Raw genomic sequence first — 19,736 nt, 5'->3', positions numbered from 1 at the left:
AGTACGGAGCAACACGATGACAAAAGCGCTCGAGGGCGTTCGCATTCTCGACTTCACCCACGTCCAGTCCGGGCCGACCTGCACGCAGTTGCTCGCTTGGTTCGGCGCCGACGTGATCAAGGTGGAGCGCCCGGGCGTGGGTGACATCACCCGCGGCCAGCTGCAGGACATCCCGAACGTGGACAGCCTGTATTTCACCATGCTCAACCACAACAAGCGTTCGATCACGCTCGACACCAAGAACCCCAAGGGCAAGGAAGTCCTCACCGAGCTCATCAAGAAATGCGACGTGCTGGTCGAGAATTTCGGTCCCGGCGTGCTCGACCGCATGGGCTTCCCTTGGGAGAAGATCCAGGCGATCAACCCGAAGATGATCGTCGCCTCGATCAAGGGCTTTGGTCCCGGACCGTACGAAGACTGCAAGGTTTATGAGAACGTCGCGCAGTGCACCGGCGGCGCCGCCTCCACCACCGGCTTCCGCGACGGCCTGCCGCTGGTGACCGGCGCGCAGATCGGCGACAGCGGCACCGGTCTGCATCTGGCGCTCGGCATCGTTACCGCACTTTATCAGCGCACCCATTCCGGCAAGGGCCAGAAGGTGACGGCTGCGATGCAGGACGGCGTGCTCAACCTCGCGCGCGTCAAGCTGCGCGACCAGCAGCGCCTCGCCCATGGTCCACTCAAGGAATACAGCCAGTTCGGCGAAGGCATTCCGTTCGGCGATGCCGTACCGCGTGCTGGCAACGATTCCGGCGGCGGCCAGCCCGGCCGCATCCTGAAGTGCAAGGGCTGGGAGACCGATCCGAACGCCTACATCTACTTCATCACGCAGGCCCCGGTCTGGGAGAAGATCTGCGACGTGATCGGTGAGCCCTCCTGGAAGACCGATCCGAACTACGCCAAGCCGGCCGTCCGCCTGCCGCGCCTGAACGAGATTTTCGGCCGTATCGAACAGTGGACGATGACGAAGACGAAGTTCGAGGCGATGGAAATCCTCAACAAGGACGACATCCCCTGCGGACCGATCCTGTCGATGAAGGAGATCGCCGAGGACCAGTCGCTGCGTGCGACCGGCACCGTGGTCGAGGTCGACCACCCCACCCGCGGCAAGTACATCTCGGTCGGCAACCCGATCAAGCTGTCGGACTCCCCGAGCGAGGTGGAGCGCTCCCCGCTGCTCGGCGAGCACACCGACGAGATCCTGCGCACCGTGCTTGGCTTCTCGGACCATCAGGTCGCCGATATCCACAAGTCCGGCGCGCTCGATCCGCCGCAAAAGCAGGCCGCCGAGTAAGCGGGCTTATCTCACGACCCGAAAGGCCGCCCGCTTCGGCGGCCTTTTTGTTGCCGCGCAAAGGCTGCATCGCACGATCGGCGCGCTTGCCGCGCCGCCAAGGCTGGATTAAAGATTGGTTCGCGAGGAACAGATGCGGTGGCCGGCCGTTACCCCCTCGACCGGCGTGCTCCCGGAAATGCGAGCATGCCCGAAATGTCAGCATGCCATCTCCACAGCGAGTGCAGCACGCCTCGCAAAGAACCTGCCCCACGCAGAAGAACTGGTTGCCTTCGCTTCCGAGGGTGGCAAGTCGGCCCTTCAGTTCAGGCACGGGCGGCGTCGCATCCGGCGCTCGCCAGGACCACGCTCGTTGATCAAATTTGAGAGCTCAAATGTCGAAAGATCAATCCTCTGATCGCGCCAAGCGTGAAGCCAACAAGGCGTTCAAGCCGGCGACAACGCAGAAGCCGATCAATGACTATGCGAAGGACCAGAACTCCTTCAACGAGAATCGCGAACGGCTGAAGGCGGAGCGATTGGCCCGGGAGGCGAAGCCGGGAAGCGGCTCCGAATAAGAGCGTCGGTCCCAGACTGCGACCGCGGATTGCCCTTAGGGCGCGGCGCCGAAATCCGCGCCCGTCCCTACAGCATCGAGAGCACGACGATTCCGTCTTCGACTGCACCAGAAGCGAGCTGCGCCCGCGCCATGCGCTCGAACTCGGTCCGATTCTTGCGAAGATAACTGAAAGCCTGCTTCTGCGTCAGGAAGGTCGTCGCAAGACGGCACATCTGTCGTCCCGCGCCAAGCGCGAGAAAGAAGGTGATGGTGCCACCGCCATCCAACTTGATTCTAGGCACGACCCGCACTCTTTGGCATGTGATCGGCCCTCTCCGAGTTGTCGTCGGCGCAATGGAAGGCGGCTATGGCGTCACCTTCTTCTTGCGCTTCGTCGGGGTGACCGGAGGCAAGGATGCCTGAAGGGCGGCGTCTGCCGCTTCCTTGGCTTCGCGCAGCTCTCGAAGCCGCGCCATGTTCTTGCGAACATCGACGGCTTGCTTTCCAACATCCACCATCGCCCGGGCGCCCTCCTCAGCGGCCAAACGCTGACGGTTAGAACGCGCGATGCTTTCGGGTGACGGTTCGGCCGGTCTCTTGGCGCTCATTATTCACCCTGCTCTGCAACGGACAAAAACCCGCTCAATCCTGGGATCGAGCGGGTGGCATGGCCGTTTCAGTACATCCGTGAAACGGCACCAAGGCTTTAGGCCAGCGAGAGATTCTCAGCGCTGACCTTGCCCCGCATCTTGTCGGTCTTGAGCTCGAAGTTGACCTTTTGGCCTTCAGCGAGACCTGCAAGACCAGCCCGCTCGACCGCGCTGATGTGAACGAACACATCGTTGCCGCCGTCGTTCGGCTGAATGAATCCAAAGCCCTTCTGGCCGTTAAACCACTTCACAGTACCTGTCGTCATTTTCTTCTCCAAAGCGCATACGCGCAGGTTCCGCGTGATCGTCACGCAGAACAAATTCTATTCGTCGATGTCTATGGAAAAGGAGCCCGCGGGCGCATTCAACAAGGCACAGCGGCTGAACGAACAGCCTCAACGTATACCTCATCCTCTCCATTTGCAAGGCTTGACCGAATTTAACGCCTCGGGAGCCCGGCGCTACGGCCATGACGCCACGCTACCGGGCACTGATCGTTCGCCGCCAGCTGCTCTGGGAGGGCTGCCGAGCGCCACATGCGTCGGCTCCACCGCAGCGATACCAGATTGCGTCCGATGAAGCTTTCGTAGCGGCTCTGATTTTCTCGGCGACGATCTGCAACCCGAGATGACACGCCGCCATATCCGAATTCAGAGTATTTGGGGGCGCTCGACGGCGTTCTCCAATTCAGAACGCATGTATCGCAATAATGCATTTTTGCAAAACGAGGGGGTAACCTAGGCTTGATCGATGCCAAGTCGTACGGCGCGCAATGGAGCGCGACGACGGAGGGACCGATACCGACCGATGCGGCTATTTTTTAATCAGACGTCGCCTTACGCCCGCAAGGTAAGAGTCGCCATTCATGAGCTCGGATTGAGGCTTGCCGGCTGGTTTGAACGCGCGCGCGTTCGATCATCCATGATCGCGACACGGCCATGCTGAGTTTCGAGCCCGGAACGGTCTTCAGCAGCCGTCACCTCGCCGATATCTTCAGCACCGCCCCGATGCGCGCTATTTTCAGTGAGCGCAATTCACTTGAGGCCATGGTTCTGGTCGAGGTCGCGCTGGCGAAGGTTCAAGGGCAGCTCGGCGTGATCCCTGCCGAGGCTGCTGCTGCGATCGCCTCCGCTGCGCGGACTGAACTACTCGATCTCAATGAATTGGCCGCGGGCACTTTGCGCGCCGGCTTGCCGGTCGTGAATCTGGTTGAGCAGTTGATCCGGCTCACCGGCGAACCCCATGGCGAATTCGTCCATTGGGGCGCCACGAGTCAGGACATCATGGACACCGCGCTCGTGATGCAGATACGCGACGCGCTCGAGCTCATCCACCGCGATCTGGAGCGCCTGATATCGACGCTTGCGGATCTGGCGCGTACCCATCGCGATACGCCCATGGTCGGCAGGACCAAGCTTCAACACGCGATCCCGATCACCTTCGGGTTCAAGGTTTCCGTCTGGCTGTCGGGCCTGCTGCGCCACCGGCAACGTCTCGCCGAACTCAAACCAAGAGTCCTTCAGGTCCAATTCGGCGGTGCGGTCGGCACTTTCGCATCGCTCGGCGACGATGGCGACAGCGTCCGCGCTGCACTGGCCCGCGAACTCGGACTCGGCGAGCCCCTGGTGGCATGGCATGCCGCACGCGACGGCTTGGCCGAGACGGTTTGCCTGCTTGGCCTGATCTCGGCGACCCTGAGCAAGATCGCGACCGATGTCGTGTTGATGGCGCAGACCGAGGTCGGCGAAGTGCTGGAGCCAGGCGGCCAAGGCCATGGCGCCTCCAGCACCATGCCGCACAAGCGCAACCCGATCATCTGCGAGCAAATTCTCAGCACCGGACCGTCGCTGCGCCGGCTGGCAAGCGCCATGCTCGACGCTTCGGTCCACGACCACGAACGGGCGACGGGACCGTGGCAAGCCGAATGGTTGTTGCTGCCGGAAGCGTTCGTGCTGGTCTCTCGGGCCATGGACAACGCTGTTCGCCTCTGCAGCGGACTGGTCGTCAGACCCGATGCGATGCAGGCCAATCTTGGGCGGACACAGGGGCTCATCGCCGCCGAGGCCGTCATGATGGCGCTGGCTCCGCACGTCGGGCGCCATCATGCGCACGAAATGGTGGGTGCGGCATGCACGCACGCCATCGCTTCGGGCCTGACACTAGCCCAGAGCCTTTCGCGAGATCCGGCCGTGACGGCCCACATCGCGCCCCATGAGATCGAGGCGGCCGCGGACCCGGCTCGATACATCGGCCTGTCCGGCCGTGAGGTCGACCGTGTCCTCGCGGCCTGTGCCGATCGACCGGCCAATGCGGTGCAAGGCGATGCCATCGATGCGGAGTGAGGCCATATGATTCTGAAACGCAAGCACACGGCCCTCGTCGCAGCCGCGGTGCTGACGCTATTGAATGCGGCACAGGCCGAGTCGCCGTTCCCGTCACGGCCGATCACGTTGGTCGTCCCGTTCGCGGCTGGCGGCCCCAATGACGTGATGAGCCGGATCGTGTCCGAACACATGGCGCGAAAACTCGGGCAGCCGATCATTGTCGAGAACGTCGCCGGGGCGGGCGGCACGACCGGCTCAGCGCGCGTCGCGAAAAGCGCGCCCGACGGTTATACGCTCGTCAGCGGTCACGTCGGGACGCATGCGGCATCGGTCGCGCTGTATCCGAACCTCCGTTACGACCCGCTGGTTGATTTCACGCCGATTGGCCTGGTCGCCGAAACGCCGATCCTCGTCGTCGTTCGCCGCGACCTCGCCGCAGATAGCATGGCGTCGTTCATCGCGATCGCCAAGGCGCGTGGCCCGGACCTCACCTTGGGCCATGCGGGTGTCGGTTCGATCAGCCACATCAGTTGTCTGCTGTTCACCTCCGTGATCGGATTCAAACCGGTGGAGGTGCCATATCGAGGATCAGCGCTGGCGATGACCGACCTGGTCGCGGGCCGCAGCGACTTCAGTTGTGGACTGTTGGGCGACGTTCTTCCCTTCCTGGGTGACAACAATCTGCATTTTCTGACCGTTTCGGCCGCCGCACGTGTTCCGCAATTGCCGGACACACCGACGGCCAGGGAAGCAGGGCTTCCACAGTTTGTCGCATCGAGCTGGTTCGCGTTCTACCTGCCGAAAGGCGCCCCTGACGCCATTCGCGACCGGTTCTCGGATGCGCTTCGCTCAGCGCTCGACGATGACGGCGTGCGGAAACGGCTCGAACTGGTAGGCTTGATCCTGCCACCGCCGGACCAGCGAGGCCCCGAACCGCTCAAGCGGCGGATGACCGAAGAGATCGCGCGTTGGCAGGACATTGTCAAAACCGCGCAGATCCGACTCGATCAATAAGTGCAACCGATGCAGTCGAGCGCGTGATCGCCGGCCAGCTTTCGCCGTCGGCGCTTCACACCGCAGGCCGACGGAACAATCCGACGATCCCCGGCTACAGTCTCGCGTTCACCATGACGCCGCAGGACGTGGCGGCAGTCTGCCAGTCATCCATCAAAAAATTCGAAACGCCCTGTCGGATCGGGGGTATCTCCTTCGTCATCTTGGACATGAACGGGCAATAGACGCCGACGTCGAGCCCGGCAATTACGAGGAAGAATGATCATGCCCAGCACTGTCCGCCTGCACCGTGTTTTGACGACCAGCCCTGAGAAAGTCTATCGCGCCTTCCTGGAGGCGGATGCGCTGGCAAAATGGCTTCCGCCGAACGGCTTCACCTGCACCGTCCATCATTTCGAGCCGAAGGTCGGGGGCACGTTCAAGATGTCGTTCCGCAACTTCACGACAGGCAACAGCCACGCCTTCGGCGGCGAATATCTCGAGCTCGTCCCCGGCGAACGTCTCCGCTACACCGACAGGTTCGACGACCCCAATCTGCCGGGCGAGATCCAGGTCACCGTGATTCTGAAGAAAGTATCCGTCGGCACCGAGGTGAATATCACGCAGGCCGGCATCCCCGACGTCATCCCGCCGGAGGCTTGCTATCTCGGCTGGCAGGAATCGCTGCGCAATCTGGCGAAGCTCGTCGAGCCTGAGATCAAGCAATAGCGACCGAAGCGGAGCGAGCGCCTCGTCCTTCGAGACGACCGCTCCGCGGTCTCCTCAGGATGAGGCTAGCGGCAACAGCGTTCGTCAAGACTGCGGCCACATATTCCGACCTCATCCTGAGGGCCCGCCAAAGGCGGGCGTCTCGAAGGATGGGCCGCCGAAACGGTCGCCAAGTGCGATGGCCAGCTCACGAACGGGACCAGCGATCAAGTGTCATCTCAGCGAGCCTACGCGCCCGCCCTCGGCGCAATGCCGCCGCTTGCGGTCCAGCGATCGGGGTCCGGGCTATGCCCGATCAAAGCAAGGCCGTAGGCGATCGACTCGAACTGATCGCCCGACATCAGCCGTTCGTTGCCGAACCGCTCGGCGAACAGTTTTCGAACGGCCGGCACGAAGGACGTGCCGCCGGTCAAAAACACCTTCTCGATCTCGCGCGCGGTGATGCCGGCTTCGCCCAGCACCTTGTCGACGGTGGCGCCGAGCCTCGCGATATCGTCGGCGATCCAGGCTTCGAAATTCTTCCGTGTGATGGTCGAGCCGATGTCCACCCCGCCGCCTTTGAAACGGAACTCCACCTGGTCCTGCGCCGACAGCGCGACCTTGGCGTCGGACACCGCGCGGTACAACGAAAAGCCGAGGTCGAGATCGACGATGGTGATGAAATCCTCGAGCAGAGCCGGCTTCACCGCGGTGCGCGCAAGCTCCCGGAGCTCGCGCAGGTCGCCGTTGCTCTTCATCATCGCGAGCTGATGCCAGCGCGCGAGATTGGTATAGTGGCCGGTGGGGATCGGCAGCACCTTGTCGAACGACCGGAAGCTCGAGCCCTTGCCTAGCCGCGGCGAGACGACGTGATCGACGATGCGGTAATCGAACGTGTCGCCCGCAATCCCGATGCCGGCATGGCCGAGCGGCTCGGCGCGCAAGGCGCCGCCGGCACGTGAGAACCGCATCACCGAGAAATCGCTGGTGCCGCCGCCAAAATCCGCGACCAGCACGGTCGCGTCGCGCTCCAGCCGGCGGGCGAAGGAGAACGCGGCGCCCACGGGTTCGTAGACGTAGCGGGCGTGGCCGGCGCCAAGGCGCTCGAACGCGGCCCGGTAGCGCTGCATCGCCAGCGCCTCGTCGGGATTGCCGCCGGCGAAGCGCACCGGACGGCCGACCGTGATGGTGGACGTCTCGAACCCGAATTTATCGCCGCCATGGCGCGCCAGCGTCCGCAGGAACGCCGCCAGAATATCCTCGAACTTGAAGCGCTGCCGGAACACCTGGGTGGTGTTGAAGCTGGAGCTCGCGGCAAAGGTCTTGAACGACTGGAGAAAGCGGTAGACATGGCGGCCTTCGAGGAACTGCTCGATCGCCCACGGGCCGCCTTCGGCCTGGGCGCCGGCTCCCGGCCGGTCCTCCCAGAAGCACAGCGCCGACACGAAGACGCTGTGGCGTTGTCCGCCATGGTCGAAGCGGATGGCCTCGACCCGGCGGTCGTCCGCCGCAAGGGCCACGACCGTGTTGCTGGTCCCAAAATCGATGCCGATCGAGACGGCGGGCGAGGCGCTCGACATGAACCACTCTGACAGATGATTGGAAGGGGGCAGACCACTAGCGGCTCCGTACGCCGCTGCCAAGGCTCCGTTTTTGGAGATCGGCGGCCAATGGTTCAGTTTCGGCGGGGTTTGGGCACATCCCGCTCAAATCGGCCAATTTAACGGATTGTTATGCTGCAATGCGAAGAGCTAAATGCTGCTATGCAATGGCATGCATAGACATTGGCATCTGGTATACATAGATTGCCCTTCGAAATGAGACAGCACTGCTGACCGTCTCAAGAAAGGTATTTCCGATGTCCAAGACCGCTTCCGTCGCTCTCGCGCCCTCCTCCTCGCTGTTCGCCCGCCTGATGGCCACGATCGACCGCCTCCTGATGGCGAGCGCCAAGATCTCGAATCACAACGGCGACCTGCCGCGCTTCGGCCTCTAAGCCGGCCCCCTCCCGCGCCGCCGCGCACCGGCACGGTTTTAGATCAGCTCGCATACTACTTTTGATGAATGGCCCCGGATGACGGGGCCATTTCTACTTGTGCTGTCCTGAGTCACAGCCGCAACCGGGCAAGGTCCTGCGGCATTTGCGCACGGTGGCCGGACCAGCGCTTGAAGCTTGGCATAATGCATACAAGAATGCCGTTCCAGCGCTCGCAGAAAAATGAGAGGCGCCACGGGAGGCTTTATGACGGACATGGTGCAAGCAACCGCCCCGACAGCCGCGCGCGTTAGCGACACGTATCGCTGGGCGCAATTGGCAGTCGGTGTCGCGGCGATGGTGATGATCGCCAACTACCAATACGGCTGGACGTTCTTCGTCCCCGACATCCAGAAGAAATTCGGCTGGGATCGTGCGTCGATCCAATGGGCCTTTACGCTGTTCGTACTGTTCGAGACCTGGCTCGTCCCGATCGAAGGATGGTTCGTCGACAAATACGGCCCGCGCCTCGTCGTGCTGGTCGGCGGCGTGCTCTGCGCCATCGGCTGGGCCATCAACGCGCAGGCGACCACGCTCAACGGCTACTATCTCGGCATGATCATCGCAGGCATCGGCGCCGGCGGCGTCTACGGCACCTGCGTCGGCAACGCCTTGAAGTGGTTTCCGGACAAGCGCGGTCTTGCCGCGGGCATCACGGCCGCGGGCTTCGGTGCAGGCTCCGCGCTGACCGTCGCACCGATCCAGGCCATGATCAAGGACAGCGGTTTCCAGACCACCTTCCTCTATTTCGGCCTCGGACAAGGCATCATCATCTGCATCCTCGCCTTCTTCCTGCTGGCGCCGAAGGCGGGCCAGGTGCCGAACATCGTGGCGAACGCCAATCTGCTGCAGACCCGCCGCAACTACCAGCCGACCGAGGTGCTGCGTCAGCCCATCTTCTGGCTGATGTACTTCATGTTTGTGATCGTCGGCGCCGGCGGCCTGATGGTGACGGCCAATCTGAAGCCGATCGCGGCCGACTGGAAGGTCGACAACGTGCCGGTCACGCTGATGGCGGTGACGATGACCGCGGTGACCTTCGCGGCCACGATCGACCGCGTGCTCAACGGGCTGACGCGTCCGTTCTTCGGCTGGATCTCCGACATGATCGGCCGCGAGAACACGATGTTCATCGCCTTCGGCATGGAAGGTATCGGCATCTGGATGCTCTACCTCTGGGGCCACGATCCGCTCTGGTTCGTGCTGCTCTCGGGCTTCGTGTTCTTCGCCTGGGGTGAGATCTACTCGCTGTTCCCCTCGACCTGCACAGACACGTTCGGCGCCAAGTTCGCGACCACCAATGCCGGCCTGCTCTACACCGCGAAGGGTACGGCCGCGCTGCTGGTCCCGATCGGCAACTACATGCAGCAGTCGTCAGGCAGTTGGGACAACGTGTTCATCATCGCGGCCGGCGCCAACATCCTGGCCTCGGCGCTGGCGATCGCGGTGCTCAAGCCCTGGCGCAAGGTCGTGGTCGCGCAATCGACCGTCTGACGCACTCCCAAAGCGCTTCTCGCGCAAAACGCCCGGCCTCGCGGCCGGGCGTTTTCGTTGTGCGCGATGTTTGTCATGAACCCGCCGTTCCGAACGGAACTCCGCATATTTTTGTCAGCGGCGCGTCAAGTTAGGGCTTGCAATCTGGAATATGGTATACCAAGCTCGCGATCGCGCTTGCGACGATAAGCCACAATATTGCGACATCAGGTCATCTTGCGACCGGTGTCGAACCAGACAGGCGCTCGGGAGGTTTTTGATGATTTCCAGCACCGATGGCGCTGTCACGGCCGCGCCTCTCCGCACAGGTTTCCGTTGGCTCCAGCTGGTCATGGGCATCGTCTGCATGGCGATGATCGCCAACCTGCAATATGGCTGGACGCTGTTCGTCGATCCGATCGATCACGCGCACCACTGGGGACGCGCCGCGATCCAGCTCGCTTTCACCATCTTCGTCGTCACCGAAACCTGGCTGGTGCCGATCGAGGCCTGGTTCGTCGACAAATACGGCCCGCGCATCGTCATCATGTTCGGCGGCGTCATGATCGCGCTATCGTGGATTCTCAACTCCTATGCCGATAGCCTCACTTTGCTCTACGCGGCTGCGATCATCGGTGGCATGGGCGCGGGCGCGGTGTACGGCACCTGCGTCGGCAACGCGCTGAAATGGTTTCCCGATCGCCGGGGCCTCGCCGCCGGTGCAACCGCCGCCGGCTTCGGCGCAGGCGCCGCACTCACCGTCGTGCCGATCGCGACCATGATCGCAACGAGCGGCTATCAGCACGCGTTCCTCACCTTCGGCATCGGCCAGGGCGTGATCGTCTTCGTGCTCGCCTTCTTCATCCAGCCGCCGCGGATCTCGATCCCGCCGAAGAAGAAGCAGCTCAATCTGCCGCAAACCAAGATCGACTTCACCCCGCCCCAGGTGCTGCGCGCCCCTATTTTCTGGGTGATGTATCTCGTCTTCGTCATGGTCGCCTCGGGCGGCCTGATGACCGCGGCGCAGATCGCTCCGATCGCGCACGACTTCAAGATCGCCGACACGCCGGTCACGCTCGCCGGCTTTCAGATGGCGGCATTGACGTTCGCGATCTCGCTCGACCGCATCTTCGACGGTTTCGGACGGCCCTTCTTCGGCTTCGTCTCCGACACGATCGGCCGCGAGCACACCATGTTCATCGCCTTCGGCACCGCCGCGCTGATGCTGCTGACGCTGTCGGCCTATGGCCACGTGCCGGTCGTCTTCGTGCTCGCCACCGCGGTCTATTTCGGCGTGTTCGGCGAGATCTACTCGCTGTTCCCGGCGACCTGCGGCGACACCTTCGGCTCGAAGTTCGCAACCACCAACAACGGCATGCTCTACACGGCGAAGGGGACGGCGTCCCTGCTCGTTCCGCTCGCCAGCGTGATCTCGGCCACGTATGGCTGGAAGGCCGTGTTCGTGGTCGCGGTGGCCTTGAACGCGACGGCGGCCCTGATGGCGCTGTTCGTGATCAAGCCGATGCGCCGCTCCTTCATCCTCGGCAAGGAAGCCGAGAGCGCCAACGCCGCGACGGGGAACGCCAAGACCGAGACGGCATAACGAACACGCACCTTGCACGGGTGACAAAGGGGCGCAGCGATGCGCCCCTTTCTTTTTGGCTGACGGCAAATGTCAGCGTTGCTGCCGCAAGATTTTTCGATCAGCCAAATCGAATGCTTGACGATTGGCATTATGTATACCACACTTGCCGCATCATTCACCAGGGAGGTTGCAATGCTGGTCGGAGACATTCTGCGCAAGAAGACACCGCGCGTTGTCACGGTGCGAATGAACGAAACGGTGGGTATCGCCGCCAAGCTGATGCGCGCCAACAATATCAGCGCACTGGTGGTGAAGGACGTGGTCCGCTCCGAGGGTAACACCGCGGTCGGCATGTTCACCGAGCGCGACGTCGTGCGCGCCGTCGCCGAGCACGGCGCCAATGCCGTCAACGTCAAGGTCTCGCAGCTCGTCTCGGTGCAGCAGCTGGTGTCCTGCACCTCGAGCGACACGATCGAGCACGTCCGCCATCTGATGAACCGGAATCACATCCGGCACCTGCCCGTCATCGACGACTACAGCCTCGTCTCGGTCATCAGCATGCGCGACATCGCATCCTTCATGGACGAAGCGATCAACGGCACGCCGCAAGCAGCTTAAAGCGCCTCACTTCCCCTGCGACTACCGTCCCCGGCTCGGACCTTCCGAGCCGGACCGGATCTTTCGTCCCGAAATCCGGCTTCCGCTGCTTCGCGAGGATTCCATGAAGATCTGCATCTACGGCGCCGGCGCAATCGGCGGATACCTCGGGGTTCAGCTCGCGCGCGCGGGCGCCGACGTCAGCCTGGTCGCACGCGGCGCGCACCTTGCCGCGATGCGCGAGCGCGGCCTGACCCTGCTCGCGGGCGAGGAGAAGCACACCGTGCATCCGCGCTGCACCGACAATCCGGCCGAGCTCGGCGTGCAGGACTACATCATCATCACGCTGAAGGCGCACTCGATCACCGGCGTGATCGAGACGATGCAGCCGCTGCTCGGACCCCACACCCGCATCGTCACCGCCGTCAACGGCATCCCCTATTGGTACTTCTACAAGCACGGCGGCCAATACGAGAATTCGACGCTGGAGAGCATCGACCCCGGCGGACGGCAGTGGCGCGAAATCGGCGCCGCGCGCGCCATCGGCTGCATCGTCTATCCCGCCACCGAAATCGAGGCGCCCGGCGTGATCCGTCACGTCTACGGCAACAACTTTCCGCTCGGCGAGCCCTCGGGCGAGACCACCCCGGACGTGCAGCGCCTCGCCGATCTCTTCGTCGCCGCCGGGCTGAAAGCGCCGGTGCTCGACCGCATCCGCGACGAGATCTGGCTCAAGCTGTGGGGCAATGTCTGCTTCAACCCGATCAGCGCACTCACCCATGCAACACTCGACGTGATCTGCACCGATCCGGCCACCCGCGCGCTGTCGCGCGCGATCATGATGGAGACGCAAGGCATCGCCGAGACGTTCGGCGTCAGATTCCGCGTCGACGTCGAGCGCCGCATCGAAGGCGCCCGCAAGGTCGGCGCGCACAAGACCTCGATGCTCCAGGATCTGGAGCGCGGCCGCCCGATGGAGATCGACCCGCTCGTCACCGTCGTGCAGGAGATGGGCCGCCTCACCGGCGTCGCCACCCCCGCGCTCGATTCCGTGCTGGCGATGGTGACCCAGCGCGCCCGCATTGCCGGTCTCTACGATGGCATCTCGACGCCATCAGATCCGCGCGCGCTGGCGGTGGCATGATGGCTGGCGAGATCAAACAATGGCTTCGCTTCCGCAAGAGCGGTGCGACCGGCTTCGGCACGCTGAATTCGTCAGGCATCAGCGTGCATGAGGGCGAGATGTTCGGCCGCCATGCAGCCACCGGCAAGACGCTGGCGCTGTCGGAGGTCGAACTGCTCGCGCCCTGCGTGCCCAGCAAGATCGTCGCGCTCTGGAACAATTTTCATGCGCTCGCGGCCAAGCTCAACCAGCCCGAGCCGCCGGAGCCGCTCTACCTCCTGAAGGCCACCACCAGCATCACGACACCCGGCGCGGTGATCCGCCGCCCCTCTTACTACGACGGCAAGACCACCTATGAAGGCGAGCTCGGCATCGTCATCGGCAAGACGTGCGCCCGGGTGTCGCCGGCGGAAGCGGACAGCTTCATCTTCGGCTACACCTGCGTCAACGACATCACCGCCAACGACATCCTGACCAGCGATCCCACTTTCCCGCAATGGGCGCGGGCCAAGGGCATCGACGATTATGGCCCGTTCGGCCCCGTCATCGCCACCGGTCTCGATCCGGCCAAGCTGGTGGTCCGCACCATCCTCAACGGCGCGGAGCGGCAGAACTATCCGATATCGGACATGATCTTCACCGCGCAGGAGCTGGTCAGCAGGATCTCCCACGACATAACCCTGCTCCCCGGCGACCTCATTGCCGTCGGCACCTCGGTCGGCGTCGGCGTGATGAAAGAGCCGGTGAACACGGTAACCGTCGCGATCGACGGCATCGGCGAGCTGACCAATGAGTTTCGGCTTTAGCCACCAACGCGGTGCGGTAGCCCGGATGGAGCGAAGCGCAATCCGGGGCCGGCTCTCAAGGCTAGCAGAACCCGGATTGCGCTTCGCTCCATCCAGGCTACGGAACACTCCGTCCAACCTTTGAAAACCCCGGCGACCCACTTCCCCTCCACCGATCGGCTGACGCATTCAGCCGTGGATCGTGGGACCGGACCTCTCCGGCAAGCCCCCGCCGCCCTTGATCTCGGTTCCGCTCTCCAATAGCAATTATGGCGATAATGTGTGCCGGCGTGAGGAAGTCACGATGTGGCTGTTTTTCCTGGTTGCCTGGTTGGTTCTGCTCACCGCCGTCGCGATCTTCGCCCAACAGGCGCTCGGTTACGATATCGGCCACCTGCCCGCCTGGTTCGGAGGCCTGCCTGTCCCGCAGCGGTTTGCGACCGGCGCGATCCTGGCGCTGGCGCTGGCACTGATCGGCGCCTCCGCCTGGCGGCTCTCGCGCCAGGACCGGCGCCTCGACACATTGCGCGACCGCCTCAAGAAGACCCGCGAGGACGTCGTCGTCGCCCACGCCCTGCAGAACCACCTCGACGCCACCGTCCAGCACCTGATCGAGAGCGATCCCCGGGAGGCCGTCTCCGCTCTCCACGACAAGCTGCGCGAGACCGAGCAGCGCGCCCTGCTCCAGCGGGGCCGCAACGAATCCACCGACATGCACGACCAGCTCGCCGAAATCCGCCGCCGCCAGCAGGAGCTGCGCGACATGGTCGGCAAGGTCGCCGAGCAGCGTCGCGCCGTCGAGCCGGTTTTCACCGAGATTCGCGACCGCCAGAACCAGCTCGAACGCTCGCTGCACGACCTCGAGACTGACGACCGCAAGAACAACCTCGCCGACAGGCTGAAGGATATCGCGCGCGACGTGTCGATGCTGCTGTCGCGGGTCGGCACGGTCCAGAACACCTTTGCGACCCTGAACCAGTACAAGGAAGATCTGGCGAAGTCCCACGCCGAGCTGGTGCCACTGCGCGCGTCGGATGCCGGCCTCAATGCCTTGATCGGCGAGCTGAGCCTCGGTCATGAGCGCCTCGCCAAGAGCGTCGACGAGCTCGAAACCGGCGGCGAAGTCCCTCTCGGCGCCCGCGTCGAGACCCTGTCGAAGAACAAGATCGAGATCGAGCAGCGCCTGGCCCGCATCGACGACAGCTTCCACATCCTGAAAGGCATCGGGCTCGACTTCGAAGAGCTCGGCCAGCGCCAGGCTCAGCTCGACCGTTCGCTCGCCGGTGTCGAGACCGACGCCGACGGCAAGACGCTTGTCGACCGCCAGAATGCGCTGAACGATTTTGTTCTCCAGTCACGCCAGCGCCTCGGCGCGTTACAGGAGACGCTGGCGACGCTGAACGCCTTCAAGACGGAGCTGTCGAAGTCGCAGGCCGACCTCGTCCCGCTGAAGGCCCCCGTGTTCGGCATCGAGGCCCTGATCGCGGATGTCGGGACCACGCGCGATCTCCTCGCCAAAACCGTCGGCGAGATTGAGGCGAGCGGCGACGTCACCCTCGCCTCGCGCGTCGACGCGCTGACCAGGAGCAAGCGCGAGGTCGAAGACCGCATCGCCCGCATCTTCGACAATTTCAACGCGCTCGACGGCTTGCGAAAAGACATCGGCGGCATCTTCTCGACGATCCGGAACAGCCTGAACCGGATCGGGTGAGAAGCTCCCCACTTGCCCGTGCTTCGAGACGAATGGAGCACGAGGGCATTTCCGTGTTGCACGGCTCGTGATACAATCTTGGCGGGAATATTTCGGCTTCCGTTTTTTCTGCCCTCATTTCCATCGCCGGCGCCAAAAAGCGACGCGGCGTCATTCATAATCGGAGGAAGACTCCATGGTCGCCAGGAAACACAAAGCGAAGACATCGAAGGCCAGAAAGGCAAAATCGGCAGTAAAGGTCAGGAAGGCCGCCGCCAAGTCCAGCAAGTCGAAGTCAGCGAGGTCCAAGACGGCCAAGTCCAAGGCGAGCAAGTCCAAGACGGGCAAGTCCAAGACGGGCAAGTCCAAAACCAGCAACAAGTCAAAGACGACCAAGAAGGCAAGCAAGACCAAGAAACCCAAGGCTGGTTCGTCCAAGACCAGCAAGAAGACCGGCACGTCCAAACCGAAACCGCCCAAACCGCCGGCCCCGAGCTTGCCGCCCGTTGTGACTTCGGCCGCTCCGTCAACCGCGGCACCGGGCGCGACGTCGGGCTTCCAGGTGGTTGGCACCAACGTCAATGCGCCGTTCTCGCTGAAGCTGCATCGTGGAGACGGCAAGACGCTGATCGCAATGAATTGGAAGGCCGGCCAGCCGCCGCAAGATTTCGTCGGCTTTGCGATCGAGTACCAGGAGCCCGGCGGCAAGCGGTTTTTTGCGCTGAACAACCGGCTCGGTTTTCTCGACGCCTCCGGCAACGTCAACCCCAAGAAGCTTTCGACCCTGCAATCGCCAATCCAGAAATTCCGCTGGGTGCATTTCCCCCGTAATGCCGAGCTGGTCGGAGACTTCATCTACCGCATCACACCTATGTCGATGGACGCCCAGGGCAAACTTGGCAAGGGCGAGGCGCAACAGGCGGCGATCCAGCTCGCGCGCGAAACCTATCCTGGCGTCGCCAACGTCACGTTCACCCGCGGCTTCGTCTCCTCGCAGGCATTCGTCGATCGTTATCTGAAGCACGGCCCGATCGATACGCTGGTGGCGCCCGTCGCTGCCGGCGGGCTCAACTTCAAGCCGACGCATCCCGATGCACAGGCCGCGCTGGCCTGGATGGGTTTTGAGGCGCGCGCCGCAATCCTGGAAACCCTCGATCAGGCTATCGCCGACGATGCCGAGGTCCGCATCGTTGCCTACGACTTCAATCTGCCGGAGATACTTGACCGCCTCGTGCAGCTCGGCCCATCGCTCAAGATCATCATCGACGACAGCGACCCGCATGGCGATGACGATTCCGCGGAGACCGCTGCGGAGAGCCTCCTGGTTGCCTCGGCCGGGCGCACGAACGTGCGGCGCCAGCATATGGGCAACCTCCAGCACAACAAGACGATCGCGGTGAACGGTCCCAACGTGAAGAAAGTGGTGTTCGGCTCGACCAACCTGTCCTGGCGCGGCTTCTACGTTCAGGCCAACAATGCTCTGGTGGTGACCGGTCAGAAGCCGGTCGACCTCGCCTTCGCGGCATTCGACAGCTACCTTGCCAGCAACAACGCCGTCGCGAGCTTCGGCGCAACGCCCTCCGCCGATTGGCAAGATCTCGGCCTTGCCGGCATCGATGCCAAGGTGGCGTTCTCGCCGCACAGCGCTGCCAACGCCAAGCTCGACAAGATCGGAGCCGATCTCAAGAGCGCGACATCGTCCGTGCTGTATTCGCTTGCCTTCCTGGCCCAGACGGGTGGCGCCGTGACCGACGCCATCGCCGACCTTACCGCCGACAGCAGGATCTTTGTCTACGGCATATCCGACAAGGAAGTTGGCGGCATCGAGGTGCAGAACCCGGACGGAAACGTCACGCCAGTGTTTGCCACCGAGCTCACCCACAACGTGCCGGAGCCCTTCAAGTCGGAGCCGACCGGCGGCACCGGCACGCGCATGCACCACAAGTTCACCGTGATCGACTTCGACAAGCCGGCAGCACGGGTCTATCTGGGATCCTACAATTTCTCCAAACCCGCCGATCGCCAGAACGGCGAGAATCTCCTGGTCATCAGGGACCGGCGCATCGCCGTGTCCTACATGATCGAGGCGCTCAGCCTGTTCGACCATTACTCATTCCGGGTGGCTGTAAAGAAGGCCAACGAAAAGGGGAAGAAGCTGCATCTGGCGCGGCCACCGGCCCAAGACGAAAAGCCGTGGTTTGAAGACGACTTCGCCGTCGGGTACAAGATCAAGGATCGACTGCTATTCTCCTGAGCGGTGTGGACGTCGCCGGATGGGCCGAGCGAAGCGAAGCCCGTCCGGGCAAGGTCTGCGGCGCCGCTGGTATCGCGCACCGCCGACCATCCAGTACACATCACATCTCCGCGCGCCCGGCAGATGCCGCCAACATGTCTCGCGGATGCCGCACTGTGGTCGCATTCGGCCGCCCTTCTGTGAGGCGTGTCTGGGGGCACGGCGGTGCCGTGTTTGGACCAAACCTTCTAGGGGTATGACTGTGAAGAAGATTGTATTTGTCGTGGGTGCTACGCTTGCTCTGGTGACGGTTGCGAATGCTGCGGATCTGCCGCGCCGCCAGCCGGTTCCCGTCTATTCGGAGCAGGCGCCGATCGGCAAGATGCCGATTGGCAAGAGCCCGGTTGGAAAGGCCCCGATCGGCAAGGCGCCCGGCCCGGTCGCGGCGCGCTACTGACGCGCCAGCGAAATACGCGCAGAAGCAAGCGTAGACTCTGCGTGAGTGGCCGACAGTCGAGGGGCATAGCGTGACGAACAAACCTGATCGATCGGGACCCTGCATCCTTGCGGGATTTGCGCTCGCGGCCATGCTCGCGTGTACGACACCTTCGGCCTCTGCCCACGAAGCGAACAAGCGCGTTGCCGACGCAAACGCGCTTGCCACGGCCGACACCGTATCACGGCCGACGCCATCGACACGGCGCGCGGTCGCGCGCGCGGAGAAAGGTCCGTACTACGTCGATTTCCGCGCCCGCACGGCAGCGAGCTGGGGCCACGCCTTCGTCTGGTACGGCAAGACCAGCGAGCGCGCCGTCGAGGTGGCAGGGCTCACGCCCGCCGGCGACACCTGGGCCTATGTGCTCGGTCATCTCACCTGGGTGCCGGCGGAGACCGGTGCGAGCTACGGCGATCTCGACCCGGACTATCTGACCGCGAGCTACCGCGTCTATTTGAACGAAGCCGACGCCAAGCGCGTGTTTGCCTATATCAAGAAATTGCAGGCGAACTCGCCGGTCTGGAACGCCGAGACCACCAATTGCACCGCCTTCATCGGCGACATCGCGGAGTACATGGGATTGAAGGTCCCCTACCGCTGGCAGCGCCCGGAAAACTTCGTCAACAGCCTCAAGGAAATGAACGGCGGCCGCCAGATGGTGCGGCTGTCGACGGAGTAGCTGAAGTCCTCTTGCCCGTCGGGCAAAACACCCGCACAAACTTCCCACCCCGCCTGTCAATCCCCGCCCGTCAAAATATTCCGCTTTACCGAAATTCGGATTTGTCGTACGTACGCGATACCCTGACCCGGGACAAGGGGCGGATCGCGATCGTCACGAACCGCGGGTTGGGCAGCGATGGACGCGACGGCGCCGGGCGCGGCGAGCCTTGCAGGGCGGGAAACCGTGAGCACAGGCTTTCTCGCCTACGACACGGCGCCGACAGCGTCTTCGCATGGCTTCGGGTGTGAGCACACGCCAGCACTCGAAGCGACATGCGAAGACGTGCGCGGACGAACAAGTCGTGTGGTCCTGACGCCCGGGGTCTGTGCGTCAAGTCCTGCAGTGATGTGGCGGCCCAACCGGGCGCGCGCATCAGTCATCTGCAAGGCGACGGGGGCAATAGTGCATCGCTCCCCGAGGAGAGCACGAAGGACACGTTAAAACCATCGCGCAGGGAAGGCCGGGCGATCCGGCGAACCTGTGGTCCACCC

General features: G+C 63.3%; 20 protein-coding genes. 15 read left to right on the top strand and 5 right to left on the bottom strand.

What is annotated here, in order from left to right; genetic code table 11:
• Window positions 1-16 precede the first annotated feature (16 nt).
• Both frc and BRA471DRAFT_RS14510 read left to right on the top strand, forming a co-directional pair.
• Window positions 17-1,294: a formyl-CoA transferase gene (frc, locus tag BRA471DRAFT_RS14515; RefSeq protein WP_007608365.1), complete on the top strand. Its 1,278-nt coding sequence runs from the start codon at window positions 17-19 to the stop codon at window positions 1,292-1,294.
• A 374-nt stretch (window positions 1,295-1,668) separates the two neighbouring features.
• Entirely contained in the window at window positions 1,669-1,851 is a 183-nt protein-coding gene (locus tag BRA471DRAFT_RS14510) for a hypothetical protein (protein ID WP_007608360.1), read from the top strand.
• Window positions 1,852-1,918: 67 nt separating this feature from the next.
• On the opposite strand, the gene BRA471DRAFT_RS14505 is transcribed toward BRA471DRAFT_RS14510, so the two are convergent.
• From BRA471DRAFT_RS14505 to BRA471DRAFT_RS14495, 3 genes are all read right to left on the bottom strand, one after another.
• Window positions 1,919-2,143, bottom strand: a complete 225-nt coding sequence (locus BRA471DRAFT_RS14505) for a hypothetical protein (RefSeq protein ID WP_007608359.1) — start codon at window positions 2,141-2,143, stop codon at window positions 1,919-1,921.
• A 54-nt stretch (window positions 2,144-2,197) separates the two neighbouring features.
• Window positions 2,198-2,440: a hypothetical protein gene (locus tag BRA471DRAFT_RS14500; protein ID WP_007608356.1), complete on the bottom strand. Its 243-nt coding sequence runs from the start codon at window positions 2,438-2,440 to the stop codon at window positions 2,198-2,200.
• 98 nt (window positions 2,441-2,538) lie between these two features.
• Window positions 2,539-2,748, bottom strand: coding sequence for a cold-shock protein (locus BRA471DRAFT_RS14495; RefSeq protein ID WP_007593324.1), 210 nt, complete (start codon window positions 2,746-2,748; stop codon window positions 2,539-2,541).
• A gap of 672 nt (window positions 2,749-3,420) precedes the next feature.
• On the opposite strand from BRA471DRAFT_RS14495, the gene pcaB reads away from it, so the two are divergent.
• From pcaB to BRA471DRAFT_RS14475, 3 genes are all read left to right on the top strand, one after another.
• Window positions 3,421-4,824 (top strand): 3-carboxy-cis,cis-muconate cycloisomerase, encoded by a 1,404-nt coding sequence (gene pcaB, locus BRA471DRAFT_RS14490; protein ID WP_007608353.1) that lies wholly within the window; start codon window positions 3,421-3,423, stop codon window positions 4,822-4,824.
• 6 nt (window positions 4,825-4,830) lie between these two features.
• Complete coding sequence (locus BRA471DRAFT_RS14485; RefSeq protein WP_007608351.1) at window positions 4,831-5,820, top strand: tripartite tricarboxylate transporter substrate binding protein; 990 nt, start codon at window positions 4,831-4,833, stop codon at window positions 5,818-5,820.
• 264 nt (window positions 5,821-6,084) lie between these two features.
• The gene (locus tag BRA471DRAFT_RS14475) at window positions 6,085-6,528 is read left to right on the top strand and encodes an SRPBCC family protein (protein ID WP_007608349.1); all 444 of its coding nucleotides are present in this window, start codon (window positions 6,085-6,087) and stop codon (window positions 6,526-6,528) included.
• 227 nt (window positions 6,529-6,755) lie between these two features.
• Here the strand turns inward: BRA471DRAFT_RS14475 and BRA471DRAFT_RS14470 are convergent, their stop codons facing one another.
• The gene (locus BRA471DRAFT_RS14470; RefSeq protein ID WP_007608348.1) at window positions 6,756-8,087 is read right to left on the bottom strand and encodes an Hsp70 family protein; all 1,332 of its coding nucleotides are present in this window, start codon (window positions 8,085-8,087) and stop codon (window positions 6,756-6,758) included.
• Window positions 8,088-8,365: 278 nt separating this feature from the next.
• Between BRA471DRAFT_RS14470 and BRA471DRAFT_RS38850 the strand changes: the two genes are divergently transcribed.
• From BRA471DRAFT_RS38850 to BRA471DRAFT_RS14440, 7 genes are all read left to right on the top strand, one after another.
• Window positions 8,366-8,503 carry a hypothetical protein gene (locus BRA471DRAFT_RS38850; RefSeq protein ID WP_007608347.1) on the top strand — a complete coding sequence of 46 codons (138 nt, stop codon included), beginning with the start codon at window positions 8,366-8,368 and terminating at the stop codon, window positions 8,501-8,503.
• A gap of 246 nt (window positions 8,504-8,749) precedes the next feature.
• A complete protein-coding gene (gene oxlT, locus BRA471DRAFT_RS14465) occupies window positions 8,750-10,036 on the top strand; it encodes an oxalate/formate MFS antiporter (RefSeq protein ID WP_007608346.1) in 1,287 nt (428 codons plus the stop codon).
• Between the two features lie 259 nt (window positions 10,037-10,295).
• The gene (gene oxlT / locus BRA471DRAFT_RS14460; protein ID WP_007608345.1) at window positions 10,296-11,618 is read left to right on the top strand and encodes an oxalate/formate MFS antiporter; all 1,323 of its coding nucleotides are present in this window, start codon (window positions 10,296-10,298) and stop codon (window positions 11,616-11,618) included.
• Between the two features lie 174 nt (window positions 11,619-11,792).
• Window positions 11,793-12,218: a CBS domain-containing protein gene (locus BRA471DRAFT_RS14455; protein WP_007593342.1), complete on the top strand. Its 426-nt coding sequence runs from the start codon at window positions 11,793-11,795 to the stop codon at window positions 12,216-12,218.
• Between the two features lie 103 nt (window positions 12,219-12,321).
• The gene (locus tag BRA471DRAFT_RS14450; protein ID WP_007608344.1) at window positions 12,322-13,341 is read left to right on the top strand and encodes a 2-dehydropantoate 2-reductase; all 1,020 of its coding nucleotides are present in this window, start codon (window positions 12,322-12,324) and stop codon (window positions 13,339-13,341) included.
• Entirely contained in the window at window positions 13,338-14,126 is a 789-nt protein-coding gene (locus tag BRA471DRAFT_RS14445) for a fumarylacetoacetate hydrolase family protein (protein WP_007608343.1), read from the top strand. Before BRA471DRAFT_RS14450 ends, BRA471DRAFT_RS14445 begins: the two co-directional genes overlap by 4 nt.
• 283 nt (window positions 14,127-14,409) lie before the next feature.
• A complete protein-coding gene (locus BRA471DRAFT_RS14440) occupies window positions 14,410-15,816 on the top strand; it encodes a hypothetical protein (RefSeq protein WP_007608342.1) in 1,407 nt (468 codons plus the stop codon).
• Window positions 15,817-15,966: 150 nt separating this feature from the next.
• On the opposite strand, the gene BRA471DRAFT_RS38325 is transcribed toward BRA471DRAFT_RS14440, so the two are convergent.
• Window positions 15,967-16,377 (bottom strand): hypothetical protein, encoded by a 411-nt coding sequence (locus tag BRA471DRAFT_RS38325; protein ID WP_157234073.1) that lies wholly within the window; start codon window positions 16,375-16,377, stop codon window positions 15,967-15,969.
• Between BRA471DRAFT_RS38325 and BRA471DRAFT_RS14430 the strand changes: the two genes are divergently transcribed.
• From BRA471DRAFT_RS14430 to BRA471DRAFT_RS14420, 3 genes are all read left to right on the top strand, one after another.
• The gene (locus BRA471DRAFT_RS14430) at window positions 16,358-18,049 is read left to right on the top strand and encodes a phospholipase D-like domain-containing protein (protein WP_035973949.1); all 1,692 of its coding nucleotides are present in this window, start codon (window positions 16,358-16,360) and stop codon (window positions 18,047-18,049) included. The two genes, BRA471DRAFT_RS38325 and BRA471DRAFT_RS14430, sit on opposite strands and share 20 nt — an antisense overlap.
• A gap of 235 nt (window positions 18,050-18,284) precedes the next feature.
• Window positions 18,285-18,485, top strand: a complete 201-nt coding sequence (locus BRA471DRAFT_RS14425) for a hypothetical protein (protein ID WP_007608336.1) — start codon at window positions 18,285-18,287, stop codon at window positions 18,483-18,485.
• Between the two features lie 70 nt (window positions 18,486-18,555).
• The gene (locus tag BRA471DRAFT_RS14420; protein WP_007608334.1) at window positions 18,556-19,203 is read left to right on the top strand and encodes a hypothetical protein; all 648 of its coding nucleotides are present in this window, start codon (window positions 18,556-18,558) and stop codon (window positions 19,201-19,203) included.
• Window positions 19,204-19,736 lie beyond the last annotated feature (533 nt).

This window comes from Bradyrhizobium sp. WSM471, assembly GCF_000244915.1.
Lineage (GTDB): Bacteria > Pseudomonadota > Alphaproteobacteria > Rhizobiales > Xanthobacteraceae > Bradyrhizobium.
The sequence above is the reverse complement of the archived record's forward strand: the minus strand, read 5'-3'. Positions and strand labels throughout refer to the sequence as shown.